At 51.5% G+C, this 16,693-nt stretch carries 19 protein-coding genes and 1 other RNA gene; 9 read left to right on the top strand and 11 right to left on the bottom strand.

Going from position 1 to position 16,693, the window contains the following annotated elements:
• Window positions 1–43: 43 nt before the first annotated feature.
• Window positions 44–490, bottom strand: coding sequence for a ribonuclease HI (rnhA, locus tag B9Z52_RS15135; RefSeq protein ID WP_108414688.1), 447 nt, complete (start codon window positions 488–490; stop codon window positions 44–46).
• Window positions 487–1,314 (bottom strand): class I SAM-dependent methyltransferase, encoded by an 828-nt coding sequence (locus B9Z52_RS15130; RefSeq protein ID WP_108414687.1) that lies wholly within the window; start codon window positions 1,312–1,314, stop codon window positions 487–489. Before B9Z52_RS15130 ends, rnhA begins: the two co-directional genes overlap by 4 nt.
• Between B9Z52_RS15130 and gloB the strand changes: the two genes are divergently transcribed.
• Window positions 1,313–2,086, top strand: a complete 774-nt coding sequence (gloB, locus tag B9Z52_RS15125; protein ID WP_108414686.1) for a hydroxyacylglutathione hydrolase — start codon at window positions 1,313–1,315, stop codon at window positions 2,084–2,086. The two genes, B9Z52_RS15130 and gloB, sit on opposite strands and share 2 nt — an antisense overlap.
• On the top strand, window positions 2,083–3,612 hold the full coding sequence (locus tag B9Z52_RS15120; protein ID WP_108414685.1) for a transglycosylase SLT domain-containing protein: 1,530 nt from the start codon (window positions 2,083–2,085) through the stop codon (window positions 3,610–3,612). The genes gloB and B9Z52_RS15120 overlap by 4 nt, the downstream gene beginning before the upstream one ends.
• Before the next feature lie 8 nt (window positions 3,613–3,620).
• Here B9Z52_RS15120 and B9Z52_RS15115 read toward each other — a convergent pair whose 3' ends face one another.
• The 4 genes from B9Z52_RS15115 to dnaX form a co-directional block, all read right to left on the bottom strand.
• Window positions 3,621–4,628, bottom strand: a complete 1,008-nt coding sequence (locus B9Z52_RS15115; protein ID WP_233251983.1) for an ABC transporter substrate-binding protein — start codon at window positions 4,626–4,628, stop codon at window positions 3,621–3,623.
• Window positions 4,629–4,827: 199 nt separating this feature from the next.
• Window positions 4,828–5,418 (bottom strand): recombination mediator RecR, encoded by a 591-nt coding sequence (recR, locus tag B9Z52_RS15110; RefSeq protein WP_108414683.1) that lies wholly within the window; start codon window positions 5,416–5,418, stop codon window positions 4,828–4,830.
• Between the two features lie 24 nt (window positions 5,419–5,442).
• Window positions 5,443–5,766 (bottom strand): YbaB/EbfC family nucleoid-associated protein, encoded by a 324-nt coding sequence (locus tag B9Z52_RS15105; protein WP_108414682.1) that lies wholly within the window; start codon window positions 5,764–5,766, stop codon window positions 5,443–5,445.
• 39 nt (window positions 5,767–5,805) lie between these two features.
• Window positions 5,806–7,692 (bottom strand): DNA polymerase III subunit gamma/tau, encoded by a 1,887-nt coding sequence (dnaX, locus tag B9Z52_RS15100; protein ID WP_108414681.1) that lies wholly within the window; start codon window positions 7,690–7,692, stop codon window positions 5,806–5,808.
• Between the two features lie 131 nt (window positions 7,693–7,823).
• On the opposite strand from dnaX, the gene ffs reads away from it, so the two are divergent.
• Both ffs and B9Z52_RS15090 read left to right on the top strand, forming a co-directional pair.
• Window positions 7,824–7,920, top strand: an RNA gene (gene ffs, locus B9Z52_RS15095) — signal recognition particle sRNA small type.
• A gap of 88 nt (window positions 7,921–8,008) precedes the next feature.
• Window positions 8,009–9,190, top strand: a complete 1,182-nt coding sequence (locus B9Z52_RS15090; RefSeq protein ID WP_108414680.1) for a site-specific integrase — start codon at window positions 8,009–8,011, stop codon at window positions 9,188–9,190.
• Window positions 9,191–9,206: 16 nt separating this feature from the next.
• Here the strand turns inward: B9Z52_RS15090 and B9Z52_RS15085 are convergent, their stop codons facing one another.
• The 3 genes from B9Z52_RS15085 to B9Z52_RS15075 all read right to left on the bottom strand — a co-directional run bounded on the left by B9Z52_RS15085 (window position 9,207) and on the right by B9Z52_RS15075 (window position 11,115).
• On the bottom strand, window positions 9,207–9,884 hold the full coding sequence (locus B9Z52_RS15085; protein WP_108414679.1) for an AAA family ATPase: 678 nt from the start codon (window positions 9,882–9,884) through the stop codon (window positions 9,207–9,209).
• Window positions 9,885–9,941: 57 nt separating this feature from the next.
• Window positions 9,942–10,727, bottom strand: coding sequence for a hypothetical protein (locus tag B9Z52_RS15080; protein ID WP_108414678.1), 786 nt, complete (start codon window positions 10,725–10,727; stop codon window positions 9,942–9,944).
• A 133-nt stretch (window positions 10,728–10,860) separates the two neighbouring features.
• On the bottom strand, window positions 10,861–11,115 hold the full coding sequence (locus tag B9Z52_RS15075; RefSeq protein ID WP_108414677.1) for a hypothetical protein: 255 nt from the start codon (window positions 11,113–11,115) through the stop codon (window positions 10,861–10,863).
• Between the two features lie 65 nt (window positions 11,116–11,180).
• Between B9Z52_RS15075 and B9Z52_RS15070 the strand changes: the two genes are divergently transcribed.
• From B9Z52_RS15070 to B9Z52_RS17725, 3 genes are all read left to right on the top strand, one after another.
• On the top strand, window positions 11,181–12,206 hold the full coding sequence (locus tag B9Z52_RS15070; RefSeq protein ID WP_108414676.1) for a hypothetical protein: 1,026 nt from the start codon (window positions 11,181–11,183) through the stop codon (window positions 12,204–12,206).
• Between the two features lie 270 nt (window positions 12,207–12,476).
• Window positions 12,477–13,868: a UvrD-helicase domain-containing protein gene (locus tag B9Z52_RS15065; RefSeq protein ID WP_108414675.1), complete on the top strand. Its 1,392-nt coding sequence runs from the start codon at window positions 12,477–12,479 to the stop codon at window positions 13,866–13,868.
• 84 nt (window positions 13,869–13,952) lie between these two features.
• Window positions 13,953–14,714, top strand: a complete 762-nt coding sequence (locus B9Z52_RS17725; protein ID WP_146182871.1) for a hypothetical protein — start codon at window positions 13,953–13,955, stop codon at window positions 14,712–14,714.
• A 71-nt stretch (window positions 14,715–14,785) separates the two neighbouring features.
• Here the strand turns inward: B9Z52_RS17725 and B9Z52_RS15060 are convergent, their stop codons facing one another.
• Window positions 14,786–15,322 (bottom strand): hypothetical protein, encoded by a 537-nt coding sequence (locus B9Z52_RS15060; protein ID WP_108414674.1) that lies wholly within the window; start codon window positions 15,320–15,322, stop codon window positions 14,786–14,788.
• A gap of 134 nt (window positions 15,323–15,456) precedes the next feature.
• Here B9Z52_RS15060 and B9Z52_RS15055 point away from each other — a divergent pair, with 134 nt between their 5' ends.
• Both B9Z52_RS15055 and B9Z52_RS15050 read left to right on the top strand, forming a co-directional pair.
• On the top strand, window positions 15,457–15,705 hold the full coding sequence (locus B9Z52_RS15055; RefSeq protein WP_108414673.1) for a hypothetical protein: 249 nt from the start codon (window positions 15,457–15,459) through the stop codon (window positions 15,703–15,705).
• Window positions 15,702–16,085, top strand: coding sequence for a hypothetical protein (locus tag B9Z52_RS15050; protein ID WP_108414672.1), 384 nt, complete (start codon window positions 15,702–15,704; stop codon window positions 16,083–16,085). The genes B9Z52_RS15055 and B9Z52_RS15050 overlap by 4 nt, the downstream gene beginning before the upstream one ends.
• Window positions 16,086–16,142: 57 nt before the next feature.
• Here the strand turns inward: B9Z52_RS15050 and B9Z52_RS17720 are convergent, their stop codons facing one another.
• Window positions 16,143–16,544, bottom strand: coding sequence for a hypothetical protein (locus B9Z52_RS17720; RefSeq protein WP_146182870.1), 402 nt, complete (start codon window positions 16,542–16,544; stop codon window positions 16,143–16,145).
• Between the last annotated feature and the right edge of the window lie 149 nt (window positions 16,545–16,693).

Below are 16,693 nucleotides of genomic sequence, written 5' to 3'. Positions count from 1 at the left end.
ACCTGGTGCTACGGGACCGCTTCAGAGTGCAGTGAGCAATCCATCAACGGCCCAAGACCTGCTCTACACCCTTGTTGGCCAATGCATCGGCCCGCTCATTGCCCGGATCGCCCGCATGGCCTTTGACCCAGCGCCACTCGATCTGGTGTCCCGAAGTCGACACCACATGGTCCAGCGCCTGCCAAAGCTCCACGTTTTTGACCGGTTGTTTGGCCGCCGTGCGCCAGCCCTTGGCTTTCCAGCCGTGGATCCATTCGGTGATGCCCTTGCGCACATATTCACTGTCCAGGAACAGCGTGACTTTGCAAGGTCGCTTGAGCGCCTTGAGCCCTTCGATCACGGCGGTCAATTCCATGCGGTTGTTGGTTGTGCCCAATTCACCACCAAAAAGCTCATGCACATGCTGACCCGATTGCAGGCGCACACCCCAGCCGCCGGGGCCAGGGTTGCCTTTGCAGGCACCATCGGTATGGATAACGACGTGATTCAAGAAATGTCTTTCGGGGCCGTCTGGCGGCCGATGGGGGAATCAGAACGGGCCAAGGGCACCGCTGCTACAGCGGGCGATCGTACCGCGCGCCAGCGACGCGCATCGAGCAAGCGGCCACCGGGCACCCGTTTGGTGGCCAAAATCAAATAAACGCCCCCCAAAATCGGCCACCAGCGCGGACCCAAGACCTCCAGCGCATGGAAGCGGCGCATCCAGCGTTCACTGGTCAGGGCTGGCGTCCATCCCGCAAATCGGCTGATTTGCACTTCAAATCCGAGCAAACGCAGCCAGTCTCTTAATCGCCGGTACCCGATCAATCCCCCCTTCAAACCTGATGCATTCGGTGTTTTGCAATGAACCCGTTCGTATTGCCAGCCCCAAAAGCTCATGGGATTCAAACCTGTGATCAAGACCTGCCCTTCGGGAATCAACACACGCTCCACTTCACGCAAGCAGGCGTGGGGATCGGCAGAGCGCTCCAGGGCGTGCGGCAAGACCACCAGATCCAGGCTGTCTGCACTCCATGGCCAGGCACGGCTGTCAAAACACACATCAAAATCCGGTATCGTGGCGGTCTGGTGGGCATCAGATAAGCGATGGGTTTCAAATTCTGTGCCCACCGTCCAACGATGCGGCATGCGGTTGCTGCGCAAACTTTGCAGTGCGGGCCATCCGATTTGCAAGGCGTGGTAACCAAACACGTCGCCCAACAGCGCGTCGGCTTGGGTTTGCTCCCAAGCCAAGACACGGTCAGCCACAGGTGAACCCAAATGGCTCAGCCAAGAGGGGTCTGAATACTTACTTTCTATAATCGGGGACTTCATGAAACTCATCCCTTTGCCCGCATTCACAGACAACTACATTTGGTTGTTGCACGATGACCGCCATGCCTTGGTGGTAGACCCGGGCGATGGTGCCGTGGTGTTGGCTTGGCTTGCGCAAAACCCCCAAGTACAACTGGACACCATTCTAGTCACCCACCACCATGCCGATCACACCGCAGGTCTGTCTGAGCTGACAGAACACACGGGCGCAACAGTCCACGCGCCGACCATGGAAAAGATGCCGGTTGCAGTGCATGGCGTTCAGCAAGGCGAGGACATCTTCTGGCACGGGCTGCGTCTGCAAGTGCTTGATGTGCCGGGACACACGGCGGGGCACATCGCCTTTTGGACTGCGCTACCAGATCAGCCACCCGTGCTCTTTTGCGGCGACACCCTCTTTTCAGGCGGCTGCGGCCGCTTGTTCGAAGGCACACCAGCGCAAATGCTCGACTCGCTGGACCGTCTGGCGGCCTTGCCGGGTGACACGCGCGTCTGCCCCGCACACGAATACACCTTATCCAATCTGAAGTTTGCCTTGGCGGTTGACCCTGATAATGCAGCGTTGAACGCCTACTTCAGCGTGTGCACACAGTTGCGCCAACAAGGCCTGCCCACCTTGCCCGCCCGCTTGTCGACAGAGTTGGCGATCAACCCTTTTTTGCGAAGCCGCAACCACACAGTGGCAGCAGCAGTTCGACAGCGCGACGCGTTGGCTGTGGACGATGCCACGACCTTTGCAGCATTGCGCGCTTGGAAAAACGAATTCAAATGAACAAGCTTTATCCCTTATGGCATTCATGCCGCCCAGCCGCTTTGGCGGTGTGGGCTGGATTGAGCCTGTTTCTCACAGGCTGTGCGACTTCGCTCCCCAGCCCGGAGCCCACAACCACGCCAGCGGTAACGCCACGCCCTGTTACAGCACCTCCTGTGACCAACACCACGAAGGCAGACCAGCAAGAGCGGGAGGTCATGCTCAAGCCACGGACCCATCTGGGACTGATACCCGCAACGGACATCTGGGAGCGCATTCGCCGCGGTTTTGCCATGCCGGACTTGGATGACGACCATGTTCGCAACCGCGAACAGTGGTACGCCAGCCGCCCCGACTACATCTTGCGCATGACCGAGCGCTCACGACCCTACCTCTTTCACATTGTTGAAGAGCTGGAGCGGCGCAACATGCCCACAGAGCTGGCCTTGCTGCCGTTCATTGAATCGGCCTTCAATCCCCATGCAGTGTCCTCGGCCAAGGCCGCTGGCATGTGGCAATTCATGCCCGCCACCGGCAAGTACTTCGACCTGAAGCAAAATTTGTTTCGAGACGAACGCCGCGACGTGCTCGAGTCCACCCGAGCTGCGCTGGATTACCTGCAAAAACTCTACGGCATGTTTGGCGACTGGCACCTGGCCCTGGCCGCCTACAACTGGGGCGAAGGCAGCGTCGGGAGGGCCTTGGCACGCAACAAGGCCCAAGGTAAGCCGTTGACCTACAGCGACCTGAACATGCCCAACGAGACTCGTTATTACGTGCCCAAACTACAGGCGGTCAAAAACATCGTGGCACAACCCGAAGCGTTCAACACGCAGTTGCCACTGATCCAGAACCACCCCTTCTTCAAGAGCGTACAAATCGAACGCGACATCGATGTGGCTGTTGCCGCACGCCTGGCGGGCATCAGTGTGGAAGACTTCAAGGCGCTCAACCCCTCCATGAACAGGCCGGTGATTTTGGCTGCTGGCACGCCTCAAATCTTGCTGCCATGGGACAACGCCACCAGCTTCGACATCAATTTGCAAAACCATGCCAGTCAGCGCCTGGCCACTTGGACAGCTTGGCAAGCGCCACGCACCATGAAAGCCGACGAGGCTGCAAACTTGGTGAATATGCCCGTTGATCAACTGCGTTCAGCCAACGGCATACCGGCTCACATGATGGTCAAAGCCGGGTCGACCTTGCTGGTTCATCGAAAAGGCCAACTCGACAACGACGTGAGCGAGCACATGGCGGACAACGCGCAACTGGCTTTTGCCCCGGAAATTGTCTTGCGCCGCATCATGGTCAGTGCACGCAAGGGCGATACATTGGCCAGCTTGGCGGCCCGTCATGGGGTGAGCGCAGCCAACATGGCCACTTGGAACAAACTCAAGCCCAATGTCAACCTGAGCGCCGGTCAAAGCCTGGCCGTGTTGGTACCCACTTCGCAATCACCACGGCTGAGCGCAAAGCCAGCGCCACACAAAAGGGCTAAATCAGCACCTATCGCACACCGCCCAGCGACCAAACCCGTCAAACGCTGAACCAGGATTCAGGCCACGAATCGGCTCTTGGATTTGTTTGCGAAATGGTTGGTGTAAAGCCGTATCAAAGCCTGCCGATTCATTGGGCCATAACCCATCAATCTGGCATGGGCACGCCAGGCATTGAGCACGGCTTGCACGTCGAACAAGCCATCCATGGCATACGATTCCCGCAATTTTTCAAACGCGCCCAGATAAATGGCGCGATCACCCAGCCAATGTGCCGCAGGCACGTTTTTCCAAATGTCGGTGAGGCCCGCCGTTTGCATCCACTTGAGTGCATGGATCACACCATCACTCAATGCCTGAGCCACCTCAGGCTGACTCTCCAAGTAATCGGTTCGGGCAAACAAACAAGCACCAGGCACATCACCTGTCATCACTTTGCGTGTGGCGGCCCTGGAGCGCGCGTCCCCCAGAATACGAATTTCATTTTTCTGTTCCAGCGCATGCATCACGGGATCCGGGTTGCACAAGGCATCGATCGTGCCCTGGCGCAATGCCTCTGCCACATTGGCCGAAGCGCCCACCTCGAGGAAAGTCACATCCTCTGGCAACAGACCATGTTGCAGCAACCATTGGCAAGTCATCCAGTGCGTCGCCGAGTCCATCGCCGAAACACCAATGCGTGCGCCTCTCAACTCCATCATCGAACGCATGGCGGCACCTTTGCGCGTAGACACCCCCAAAGCGACTTGAGGTGTACGCCCCATCTGCACAAAACCCTGGTAAGCCATCCCTTTTTGCTGCAGACCAAACAAATGCTCAAACGCGCCGGCGACCACATCGGCTTGTCCGCTGAGCGCGCTGGCCAAGGCCTTGGCACCGCCCTCTTGAGAAGTCCACTCAACCGCCAAGCCAGCCTGTCTGAAGAAACCCAACTGCTCAGCCAGCGTTAAAGGCAAGTGGTAAAGACTTTGACGCGCTGCCAACGCTATGCTGACACGAAGATGAGGCCGCGGAGCCTCTGCAGCCGACAACACACCACTGGCCAGCGAACCCAAGGATGCGAGCAAGAATGAACGTCGTGGGCAAACCAACCGCAACAAAATGAGCCCCCTTGAACCATCAAAACTTGATGCAGGAAGCTTAAGTGCGCTTCCTCAAGAGCACATCGGTATCAATCCCGAGCGGGTTTTCACGTAATGGATTTCAAGTAATCCATAAAATCTCGGCCCAGCTTGCCAGGCGCTTGGAACGGAGATCAAAAAAATTTCAACGCCGGTCCACCAAAGCATGGGCAATGGTCCCCAAATCCACATATTCGAGTTCACTGCCTGCAGGCACACCACGCGCTAAACGAGTGACCTTCAAGCCCTGCTGGCGAATCATCTCGGAGATGACATGTGCTGTGGCCTCGCCTTCAGCGGTGAAGTTGGTGGCCAAAATGACTTCGCGAACCAAGCCGTCAGTGACGCGCTTTTTGAGTTTGGCCAAGCCGATATCGTGCGGACCGATCCCATCGAGTGGACTGAGTTTGCCCATCAACACAAAGTACAAACCGCGGTAAGTGTCGGTGCGCTCGATCGCCGATTGGTCTGCCGGGGTTTCGATCACGCACAGCTGGCTGCGATCGCGTGTCACGTCCTGGCAAGTGTCACAAAGCTCTGCCTCCGTGAAGGTGTGACAACACTCACAGTGGCGCACATGGTCCACGGCGTTTTGCAAAGCCGCTGCCAATTGGCGGGCCGTGGCCCTGTCGTTTTGCAGCAGCTGAAAAGCCATGCGCTGAGCCGACTTGATGCCCACCCCCGGCAAGCCCTTGAGGGCTTGCACCAAAGTGGCAAGAGCGTGGGTATCGGCCATGGGTGTGTAAAGATGCGCTGAAAATTAAAAAGGCAATTTCATGCCCGGTGGCAACCCTGCCGTCAGCTTGCCCATTTTTTGCTGGGACACTTCTTCGGCGTGACGCACGGCATCGTTGAACGCTGCGGCCACCAAGTCTTCGAGCATGTCCTTGTCATCGGCCAGCAGGCTCGGGTCGATGGTCACGCGGCGCACATTGTGTTTGCACGTCATCAAGATCTTGACCATGCCAGAACCGGACTGACCTTCGACTTCGACGTTGGCCAATTCATCCTGGGCCTTTTTCAAGTTGTCCTGCATGGCCTGTGCTTGTTTCATCAAGCCCGCGAGTTGTCCTTTGTTGAACATGTTGTTTCCTTTGATTTCAGTTGTTTCAGAGAGAAAAGGTCAGACCACCTGCAAACTGCCAGGCACGATGCGTGCACCGAAATCCCGCACCATGGCCTGCACCATCGGATCGTTTTCGATCAATGCCTGAGCGGCCACCATTTTGGCGGCTGCCGCGATGGCCAAACGTTTTGCCGGGCAGTCCACCACCGGTCCCAGCTCGATTTGCAGTTGCACCTGACCGTGTCCTGCTGTCGCCAAAGCGGTTTGTAAGCGTTCGCGGCTGGCTGCGTGGTTAAGGGATTCGCGTTCAATGCGCAGCATCCATTGGTCGGCATCGCGCGCCACCAACTGCGACTGCAAAGCCAATTCGCGCACCAATGCCGTGATGGCTTCTTGCGCCAGCAAGCCTTGCACCACGCCAAACCAGACATCACCTTCGGGCGTGGTCTGCAAAGGGGTCGAGGATGCGGCTTTGGGCACATCCACACGCGCAGAGTCAGAGGCTTCGCGAACAGGCAAGGCGCGAAGACCCGACGCGGCAGGAACAGACGCTGGCAAAGACGCCACAAACGCATCTGCGGCATCGTCGCTGGCATAGTCTGCGGTGTCGGGCAGGTCTTCCCAAGGTGGGGGCTCTGACACCGGCACTGTTGAAGGGCGTGCAGTGGGTACTGGCGATGTTTGTGCCGCTGACGTGGGCACTTGAGGGGACTGCGCAGCAGGTTCTGCCCGGGGCTGGGCAACTGCAGCAGGTGGCACAGAAGGTGGCCGAGAAGTTGCCGCTGCGACTTCAGTTACTGGCTGAAGGCTGATTCGCGGACTTTTTTTTTCTGCCGTTCCTGCTGGGGGTTTGAAAGCCAGCAAACGCAAGAACACCATGGTCAAAGCCGCGTATTCATCAGGCGCCAAGCCCAACTCGGTGCGCCCATGCAGGCACAGGCTGTAAAGCAGCTGGGTTTCCTCGGCAGGCATGGCCTGGGCCAAATCGGCCAAACCCTGGGTATCGGGGTCATCGCCATCCTGGGCCATGCCCGGCACCATCTGCATCACAGCCATGCGCTGCAGCAGCATGGCCATGTCTTCCAACGTGGCCGCGGCGGACACCCCTTGCAGGCGCAAGGCATTGACCTGCCCCACCACGGTCGCGCCATCGCCGTCGGTCAAAGCGCGGATGAGTTGCAGCACATGGGTCCGGTCCACGCTGCCCAGCATTTGACGCACGCCCGCTTCTTGCAACTGCCCGTTGCCAAAAGCGATGGCCTGGTCGGTCAGGCTCAAGGCATCACGCATGGAGCCGCGCGCGGCGCGGGACAACAAGCGAAGTGCTTGCGGTTCAGCACTCAATTGTTCTGCAGCCAGCACCTGGGTCAGGTGTTCAAACACGGTCTCTGGGGCCATGGGGCGCAGGTTGAACTGCAAGCACCGCGAGAGCACCGTCACAGGCACCTTCTGCGGATCGGTCGTGGCCAGGACAAACTTCAGATATTCAGGTGGCTCTTCCAGCGTCTTCAACATCGCATTGAAAGCGGTGTTGGTGAGCATGTGCACCTCGTCGATCATGAAGACCTTGAAACGTCCCTGCACAGGCTTGTAAACAGCCTGCTCCAGCAGGCTTTGCACCTCGTCGACACCGCGATTGGACGCAGCATCGAGCTCGGTGTAATCGACAAAGCGGCCGGCATCGATGTCACGGCAAGCCTGGCAAACGCCACACGGCTCAGCGGTGATGCCGCCCTGCCCGTCTGCCCCTTGGCAGTTGAGCGATTTGGCGAGGATACGAGACACCGTGGTCTTGCCCACGCCCCGTGTCCCGGTGAACAAATAAGCATGGTGCAAACGCTGCTGCACCAAAGCATTGGTCAAAGCCTGAACCACGTGCTCCTGCCCCACCATTTCGGTGAAATTGCGGGGGCGGTATTTGCGCGCGAGAACAAGGTAAGACATGCGTCTGATTCTATCGGGCCGCCAAGCCATTCCAGCAAAGGTGAAAATCAAAGCCTCAAGTCATCCGCTTAAAAAGGGAAAAAGTCAGGCCTGGCACAGAAAGATCCACAAGCTCGCCTACAATCAACACTGACGGGCCTTCCCGCATGGTGAAGCGGCCAACCGGGTCAGGTGGGGAACCAAGCAGCCCTAACTGTGGAGCCAGTGCCGGGGTCAAGGCTCGTCAACTTATTCCAAGAATCTGAATGAAATCAACAACTTACCGTTGATTTACGCTTCATTTTCTTCATTTTGTAGCACATTGATGTAGCACTTCATGGAAAGTGTTGACATCGTGAGAAAAGTTACAGGTCTGTTTCGGCGTGGCGGCTCATACTATTTGAAGGTCGTCCTGCCTCAAAACCACCCGCTCAAACACCGCTACAGAAATGGCCGTCATGTGGTCACCCTCGGTCAGTGCTCGTTCATTGAAGCCAACCAAAGAGGCACAGTCAAGCGAGCCGAATTACTTTATGGATTCAATCCAGAATCAGCGCCTACAGCTCCGCCCGTTCGACTCAGAACAGTCTATGAACGTTGGTGTAAGGCTGCCATCCGTAGTGAGGACACAGCAGCGGCAATGGAGCGTTCAGTCAGGCTTTATGAAACTGTGCTGGGCGACCGAGATATTCAATCACTGACGCGACGCGACGGTGATACATTTCGTTCGTGGCTGGTCGAGCAAACAACCACGACGAAAACAGCTAGGGACAGGCTGAATTGGCTCAAAACTTTATTGAAATACGCCAGTCAAGATCTTGAACTACTACCCAAAAATCCTTGGGTCGGCTTGGAAATAAAAACCCAAACCACGCTGGTACGAAGACCTTGGGACAAGGACCATCTGACACGCTTGTTCAGTCACGACATCTGGCAAAGAGGTGTCATGCCAACGATCAAACTCGCTGGAGGCGAAGCTGCTTATTGGATTCCGCTTATTGCTCTCTACAGTGGCGCTAGGCTGTCAGAAATCTGCCAACTTGAGGTCAGGAATATCCAGGCTGTTGATGGCGTACCGATTTTCAAAATTACTGACAGTGGAGAAGGTCAAAGTGTGAAGAGCGCCGCTGGGCTTAGAGTCATACCGATCCACAGCAAGCTTCTTGAACTTGGATTTATGAACTTTGTTGAGCGCCAAACCGGAGCGGCGCTTTGGGGGAAATTGCCAAAACGAGATGGAAAAGCTGGTGGGTTTTTCAGCCAGTTTTTTGGCGGCTTGAGGAAAAACCTGGGCATCCCACCAGATATTGTTTTCCACAGTTTCCGACATACCTTCAGGTCTGCTCTGGCTGAGAAAGGTATCTCCGAAGTCATCATTGATCGTTTGCTAGGACATGAGACACCTGGAAGTGTGGGTGCCAAGGTTTACACCCACATTTCAGTCACAACTCTCAAAGATGCCACAGAGGCGATCAGCGACACCTTGGATTTGAAACTCCCAGCGTTCTTCAGTCTCTAAGGACAGCAGTTTATTGTCAAGGCTTCGCTACTGTGAGCGAGGGTTTTTGACCGCCCCACTGTGGGAACGCCATCCTCGATTTCTGAATGAGCAGCAGTTCATCAATGAGGTCCAGGTACTTCCGGATGTCGCCAAAGCGCTCATCACCTTTCAAGTAGCTCAGGACCTGAGCGTCGGGCAAAGCCAAGCTGTTAGAGGCCAGAATCGCCTGAGCACGGGGCAACATCGCCGATGCCGTGACAGCCGGAAATTCAATCAGGCGGCAGCGGGAACGGATGCTCGGGTGGATTGCCATGAGATCATTGGTCGTAATGATGAGCATCAAGTCGGAGCGATCGATCTGATCCATGGCGTCCCACAGCTGGTACGGAGTGCCCTTGAAGTTGTCGAACTCGTTGAACAGCAAGAAGCACTTGGAACCCGTGGTCAGCTTGGCGAAGTGGCATGCTTGCTTGAGATAGAACAACAGATCGGGCATAGCCAGCAAGGTGGAAAAGTTGGTCTCGATGTGAGCGTTAGGTCCTCCGATGGCGTTTGCCAGCAGATTTGCCGTCGTGGTCTTTGCTGTGCCACGAGGGCCGTGAATGATCACATGAGAATCAATGCTGCCAGCGCCAATGGCTTTGAGGCGAAGCTCAGTTGAAGCGTTTGGATAGATGATTTCGTCGAGGTTGGTCGGGATGTAGTTGTTCATGGTCTTTTCTTTATTACTTGTTGTGGTGCCGAGGGAAACGCCCCTCGGCAGGTTGATTTAGGCGGCGTTCAGCATCTGGTCATCGTTGCTGGCTTTGATGGCAGCGGCCAGAATGTCTTTGTCAGCCGTGTTCGTCAGATCTGCCTGCTGTTGCTCGCTGACACGAACTTTGGCCATACGAGTGATCAACGCTTTGACCATAGATTCAGGCAGTTCAGACAGGACACCAACCACAGCGGCGGAACCATTGAGTGAGGGTTTGACCAGCAGCAAAGCGAATGTGCCAGTGACGTCTTCAATCTGAACAGTTGCCAGTGGCGTTGTCGCTGCTGCCAGTTCAACTTCAAGCATCACGTTTGCCTTGGCATCCTCGATTTTTTGATGCTTAGCGATGGCCTCTGCCGACTTGACTTGACGGCGCTTGATCTCTTCAACACCGCCAGCAGCAAGGATGTAGGCTGGCAAATCGGTAGGACTGACGCCATCAGCAATCGCTGCTGCCAAAACAGTGGCGTAGCCATGGGCACGCTTACGGTCGGAATTGAAGACGAAGCGAACGAGCATCATCAAGCTTGTTGTGTTTTTCTGAACCTTGACACCAGCAGCGCTGAGCTTGGATGTCAGTTCAGAGCGAAGGGCACGGCGCTGATCATCAGTTACCTTGATGAATGTGGCATTGAAAACACCGAGGCATTCGCCCAGCAGGCAGTACAGCCCTTCATTGGACTTTTTGAAGTCAGTGGCTTCCCAGTTCTCACGGGTTTTGAACAGAGCGTCCAGTTTCTGGACGGTGTCATTGGCGAATTGTTGGGCGGCGATATTGGTGATGGATTGCTTGCTCATGGGGTTCTCCTTGGTTGAGCTACCGGACTGGCCGTCAAGCAACTGCTGCTTGTGTCTTGCTGTCCGGTATTGATAGTGTTTTCTCTGGGGTGCTGACGAACTCATCTGGAATGAGTTCTGCCAATCGGCTAAATCAGTGGGCTTTGTTCATCGGCGTACTCCTTAGAATCTGAATCACCGGTTTCGGCTTCAGCACCTGTTGCTCTTGCTCGCTGTCCGGTGTTGATAATGTCGAGGCCGGGGTGCTGACGAACTCATCTGGAATGAGTTCTGCCAATCTCGTCTTCACTGAGCTTTTTTCGTCGGCTTGCTCCTTAGAATCTGAATCACCGGATACGTATTCAGCACCTGTTGCTGTTGCTCGCTGTCCGGCGTTGATACTTTCCATGCCAGGGGATTGACGAACTGATCCCGAAGCAGAATTGCCAATCAAGCCATCACGTTGGAACCTAAATGGACGAATACGAACTGCCGCCACAAAAGGGTATGGACAATTTCCGTCACCGGACGATGGAGCAACAGGTCAAAGATGCCAGCGAAAGCATTCGGCGCTGGTGGTGGGAATACTTGAGGCTCAGTAAGGACTACTGGCTGCTGTGTATGACGTGCCCTGAGGGAAAACCAGAGACATATGATGAAACGTTGGCCCAAATCTTCAGAGACTTCGGTAACGTCCATGAAGGCACGTTTGAAGACTGGTGGCGTCGTACGGGTTCAGCCTTGTTTGCTGAGCAGCAGCTGCCTCCGAAGGTCCAACAAATCACCTCGGTTGAGAGCGCCACATCAGGTAGCCGTGCCGGAAAAATCCTTGTCGAGATTCCACTTCAATTGACTCGTGAGACTGTTCAAAAACAACTCAATCAAATCCTTGATCAAAATGCTGTGGAGCGAAATCGGCTAGTCAACCATTTTTGGGCCGACCAACAGGACTCCCAAGATCAATCAAACTCGAATCAGCGACAGCGAGCGTTGAGCCGTCTGGACACGAGCACATCACGGTATCGAATCGAACCCGTCCTGACTCGATTGACCGTTGTTGGGCAGGCCCATGAGGTGTATTGCCTTCATCGTGAACTGATCGAAAAGCCGAAAGCACTGGCACGCTTAGGCAAGGGCAAGGACCTGAGTGAGCACAACGAGGACGGCAATCTCTTCAGGATCGGCAAGCTCTATGGTTTGAGTCCTCAGAACTCTGAATTGGTTGGTACACCTGAAGTGGTTGCCCGGAAATCCAGGAATATGAGATCAGAGGTCAGCCGTGTTCTTGCCAGAGCTAAGTCATTACTGAGCTACGTCGAAGTTGGGCGGTTTGCTGTCATCAAGGAAGATCAATTGGTCACACCGCCTCGGTTTTCAAGCAAGCAAGATGCTCACCATGCCAAGCTGGAAGATCAGTGGTGGGAGCTAGATCTGACCTCTGCCCTCAGCAAAAAGAAAACCGTTGAGGATGCTCGAAGAATTCACTATGCTGGTGACTGATGAATTTTTTGTGTGAGCGTCCAGTTACGGGACAGTCACGTTATCAATGATTGACCGTCGCCAGCAAGTCAGACTCAATCAGCTTATCGGAGTGGCGACAATTGAATAGGCGTTTGGCACTGCTGGCAGACAGTTCAGAATGAGCGACCTTTTAAAATTGATCCATAAGAACCAATTTCATAAATTTAATGCTTTCCAGATCACAACTTAAATTTCGAAAATTCTTATTTTGTAAAAAATCAATTTAAATACCAACAATACCTAATTCATATGGAACACGAAGACACAAATGAAAAGATAGCGCCCATTAATTTCCCTTTGGGAATTTTATGGGGGTCGCAATCAAGCCGGAGAATTTACGGCCCTCCTGGAACAGGAAAAACCACCGAGTTAGTAAATATCGCAATAATGGCTATTAGCCAGGGAGTTCCACCTGAAAATATTGGATACTTTGCTTTCACAAATGTTGCCGCGGATGAAGCCAGAGATAAAATTTCCGAAAAACTTGACATCCCAAAATCTAGATTTATAAATTTTTCCACTTTACACAGCTTGACAACCCGAATGGGTGGCACCGAGGGTAAGCAGTTATGTCAAAAAGAGCATTTACAAAAATTTGATCTAAACATCGGTGCTAGAGAAGAATGGTTAAGAGCTGGTGATCCAACTAGCGTTGTTGTTAGACCTATTCATCCAGTACTTAGTGAATACAGCATAATGTTAAATAAGAAAAAGGATGCTCCGGAATTCTCAGGAAAATCGCATGATGATGCCAGAATGCTGTTGGGAAATTATTACAAAATTCAAATCCCATTCGGAAGGGTTGAAGAATATGCCGAGAGATATTTTAGAGATTATGAATTTTTCAAAGAACAAAATAATCTAGCAGATTTCAATGATGTTATATTTTCAGTAGCAAAAGAGTCTTTCCCAGAGGACAAGATTCCTACTTTTGAATTATTAATCATTGATGAAGCCCAAGACCTTAGTGCTCTTCAGTGGGATGTTGTTCACAAACTGGCGAGCAAAGCAAAAGAAACAATCATTGCTGGAGATGATGACCAAGCAATTATGGAGTCATTTGGCGCAGCACCTCAATTATTTACTGAATTTCCTACATCTCTCCCAGATAAAGTGCTGAATATTTCCTGGAGACTTCCAAAAAATATAAAATCATATGTAGATAAATCTGTAAATCTTGATTCATATAAATACAGAAAAGATAAGGCATGGACAGAAAACCCAGATCACATTCATGCTGGCAAAGTTTCGACCAGTATATTGATTCAAGAGGGTGATTCCAGAATAAACATACCACCGAAATTTCGACCATTGAAATTGAAAGATTTATTTCAAATTATTCAAATTAAAAAATCTGAAGAATGGTTAATTATGGCACCTACCAGGGCAACTTGTGACAAAATCTCGCGAGGATTGAAAGCAATGAATATTCCTCATTTTCTCCATCGACAAGATATATTATCCAATGATTCAAAAATACATGTTCAAACAATTCATACATCTAAAGGCATGGGAGTAGCTAATGTGGCATTGGTTAGCGTGAGTCGTGGGGATGAATGGCTTTTGAATTCTGACTCTCGATTGAAATACGTCGCACTGACCAGAGCAAAAGAAAATTTGTTTATTATCAATATTGAATAATTATAAATTTTCATAAAATAAAATTTATTAGTACAGCCATTGGTTATATTAAGCAAATTTCATTTCACTATCTCCATCAAAATCATGAGTAATTTCAATCACACTTTAGTTAAATTAAATCACAATAACGTGATTTTTTGGGCTCATGGTGCTACACCAACTGAGGCGGAAAATCGACTAAAGAACCGAGTCAATACGGCTTTGATCGGATTTGATATGTTTTCAAATAATCCAAGAGTCTCCGAACCCGAGCACTTCAAAATCAAGACTCAAAATATAATAAACGAAGCCACCGCGTCTAGAAATAAAAATGTATTCAATTTGAGCGGAATGGCCAATGTTCTTGAAAGAAAAATTAATATCAGCGAAGCCGTTTCTCAAAATGTAACATCAGACACACTTAGAGGCTGGATGTATATCTGGACAAGCTCTCTAAGGAATTCCACTGGAATTGGTATAGAGGCGCGAATTTCCGAGGATTTACGCTGGCTTATTACAGATAATGGATTTTACATTGAAAAAAACTATCCTTCAGAAAATTCACCGAAATCCAACAATGATAGACGCCTATTAATAGAAGAATTCAAGAAACATATTTTTATCGCCAAAAGATTTGGCGCTCCAACTCGAGTAATAAATGAACTTTCTGAAATCGAAAATAATTTGACAATTCAGTTAAATGAATCCATAGGGGATTTTAGCCATTTATCACTAGAGGATTTAGAGGAAAAACTCAGAAACACAACTTCTTTTGAAGAATATTCAAAAAGAAATGGCAATATGTTCGCGACGAAAAGTCCTACAGCCGCTCAGCTGAAAGAGATAATAGAAAAAAGAAAGCTCTAACCTAGTTAAAATAAAAAATTTCTCTTGCTCCATTAGACTACTGACAAGATAAGTATCGATTTACTGGATGTTCATCTACGTTTTTCAAGCCCTCCGAGCAACAGAATAAGCCGGGTTAAGGGCGACTGTTTCGCTGGCGCTGTCATGGCACTACTGTCTGATCTATTTTGATCGCTCCTGCCTCGTACTGTCGCTTGGAACCGCTCCTGGATTCTTTTGTCAAGGTGGCTGAAGTGCTGGGCAAGTGTGTTCGGCGAGAACTGACAACGCTTTTGGGTCGGGAACATAGACACGTTGAGGTCCAGCGCCAGCAGCGGTTCGAGAGATGTGCCCTTGATGTCGAAGCGGGCAATCAAATAGCGGCGAACCTCAGCCTGAACTTCTTCGCTCAATTCGAACCGGGTGCCATCTCTGGAAATGAAGATCCGACGAAGGGTCATGTCGGGTTTGACTATGTCAGACACGAGCAGATCCGAGATGTCCTTGATCCTGAGCTGCTGACGAATGGCGAATAACGCCCGATTTCTGGCTCCCCACTTGGTTGACGTGTCGAGGTAGGTCAGTATCGACTGAAGAGAGGTGTTGGCTGGAATTTTGTTCAGCATCATGGTGGTCTGTGCTCCTTGTTTGATTGATGTATTTATTCATCACAAGAGCGTTTTCCTGTTTTCCAGCGATGTGCCGTGGCTGGGCAACCAAATACAGGTCGAGTGGTGTTTTGTCGAAATCAAATAAATAAGACATGAACACCCAAGCCACTCAACACCCACCCAGCGCTATCGAAGTGCTCGCCGAAGCAATGAACTATGCCGACGGCGATAGCGATAGCGATCAGGAAATTGCCGAGGTCATTGCCAATATTTGGTTACCCGTCTTCAGGTCAAAACAGAACCTCGACATGGCACTGGATGCCCTGAGGCTCAGTCATGAAAGCGGCAATGCCCGTGACATGTGTGGTCGCTACCTCGAAGTCATCTGGGGCATGAAATGAAGATCAGCGAAGTCGTTGGTGATGGCCTGATGTCCTTTGAGGCCATGGTTCGCTGTGCTGTCGATGGCATGGGAGCGATGACCACACGGGTTCAGATACGCTGTGATGGTCTCAGTCTGGCTAGGTATTTACTGGCTAGGGTCTACGGTCGCGCCAATATCCTGAGCATTCATCAGACCGTGCTGGAGAAGTCAATCAAGCCTGTCGGACCGTCGCCAAGCATCATTCGACCGATCAAGCCCATGACTCCATCACAGGGCATGAAGAAGGCAATGGCAGACACCAAGCGGGCAATCAGCAAGAAGAATCGTAAGACGAAGGCCATCAATCGGGTTCGTGATGCTCAGAATCAACTGGCAGACATCAATCGGGAGCCTTGATTTCATCTTGGCAGGTGTTCTGCTGTTTTCAATCACTATTGATGAGCCCGTGAATTCTTATGAATTCCTAATGTCAGGTCTTATCAGTTGCCAAGACAACATTTCTCCTGAAAAAGAATTTTTCATCAAATATATATAATCCACACCATTGTCTCTATCAATAGCTCTCAATACTCTCATTACACACGATTCACCGCGATAATCAATTACATAGCCATCTTTGCCATCAAAATCGACTTTTTGATTATTTGAAAAAACGAAAAAATTATTATCTGTAGGAATGTCACTACCAAAAGTAAGTGATAACGGCAAAACGTTACAGATTACTTTTTCGCCATTGAATTCACATTCAAATTGAGCCTTCCAACTATTCGGGGATGACACAACAAGTCCCCAATATTCAGATATTTCTTTCAATGTTTTTTCAATTTCAAAATTTGAGAGTTTGTCTTGATTCATCAATTTATCCAATTTAAAATTTTTGATAATATTTTACTTTTCATTCTACCAGAAGTTACCGAATTTAGCATCTTTATTGATATGAACCAGACATTGAAGCATCAATCGGCATGGCGAGGCCATTACCGATCCCTTGAGAGAGCGGCTGG

This window comes from Limnohabitans sp. Jir72 (genome assembly GCF_003063575.1).
Lineage (GTDB): Bacteria > Pseudomonadota > Gammaproteobacteria > Burkholderiales > Burkholderiaceae_C > Limnohabitans_A.
The sequence above is the reverse complement of the archived record's forward strand: the minus strand, read 5'-3'. Positions and strand labels throughout refer to the sequence as shown.

Coding starts and splice junctions, on each gene's coding strand:
- B9Z52_RS15085 (WP_108414679.1), bottom strand. CDS start 9,884: ATGAACAACTACATCCCGACCAACCTCGACGAAATCATCTATCCAAAC.
- B9Z52_RS15050 (WP_108414672.1), top strand. CDS start 15,702: ATGAAGATCAGCGAAGTCGTTGGTGATGGCCTGATGTCCTTTGAGGCC.
- B9Z52_RS15090 (WP_108414680.1), top strand. CDS start 8,009: ATGGAAAGTGTTGACATCGTGAGAAAAGTTACAGGTCTGTTTCGGCGT.
- dnaX (WP_108414681.1), bottom strand. CDS start 7,692: ATGTCTTACCTTGTTCTCGCGCGCAAATACCGCCCCCGCAATTTCACC.
- B9Z52_RS15120 (WP_108414685.1), top strand. CDS start 2,083: ATGAACAAGCTTTATCCCTTATGGCATTCATGCCGCCCAGCCGCTTTG.
- B9Z52_RS15080 (WP_108414678.1), bottom strand. CDS start 10,727: ATGAGCAAGCAATCCATCACCAATATCGCCGCCCAACAATTCGCCAAT.
- B9Z52_RS17725 (WP_146182871.1), top strand. CDS start 13,953: ATGAGTAATTTCAATCACACTTTAGTTAAATTAAATCACAATAACGTG.
- B9Z52_RS15055 (WP_108414673.1), top strand. CDS start 15,457: ATGAACACCCAAGCCACTCAACACCCACCCAGCGCTATCGAAGTGCTC.
- recR (WP_108414683.1), bottom strand. CDS start 5,418: ATGGCCGATACCCACGCTCTTGCCACTTTGGTGCAAGCCCTCAAGGGC.
- gloB (WP_108414686.1), top strand. CDS start 1,313: ATGAAACTCATCCCTTTGCCCGCATTCACAGACAACTACATTTGGTTG.
- B9Z52_RS15060 (WP_108414674.1), bottom strand. CDS start 15,322: ATGATGCTGAACAAAATTCCAGCCAACACCTCTCTTCAGTCGATACTG.
- B9Z52_RS15105 (WP_108414682.1), bottom strand. CDS start 5,766: ATGTTCAACAAAGGACAACTCGCGGGCTTGATGAAACAAGCACAGGCC.
- B9Z52_RS17720 (WP_146182870.1), bottom strand. CDS start 16,544: ATGAATCAAGACAAACTCTCAAATTTTGAAATTGAAAAAACATTGAAA.
- B9Z52_RS15070 (WP_108414676.1), top strand. CDS start 11,181: ATGGACGAATACGAACTGCCGCCACAAAAGGGTATGGACAATTTCCGT.
- B9Z52_RS15130 (WP_108414687.1), bottom strand. CDS start 1,314: ATGAAGTCCCCGATTATAGAAAGTAAGTATTCAGACCCCTCTTGGCTG.
- B9Z52_RS15075 (WP_108414677.1), bottom strand. CDS start 11,115: ATGGAAAGTATCAACGCCGGACAGCGAGCAACAGCAACAGGTGCTGAA.
- B9Z52_RS15065 (WP_108414675.1), top strand. CDS start 12,477: ATGGAACACGAAGACACAAATGAAAAGATAGCGCCCATTAATTTCCCT.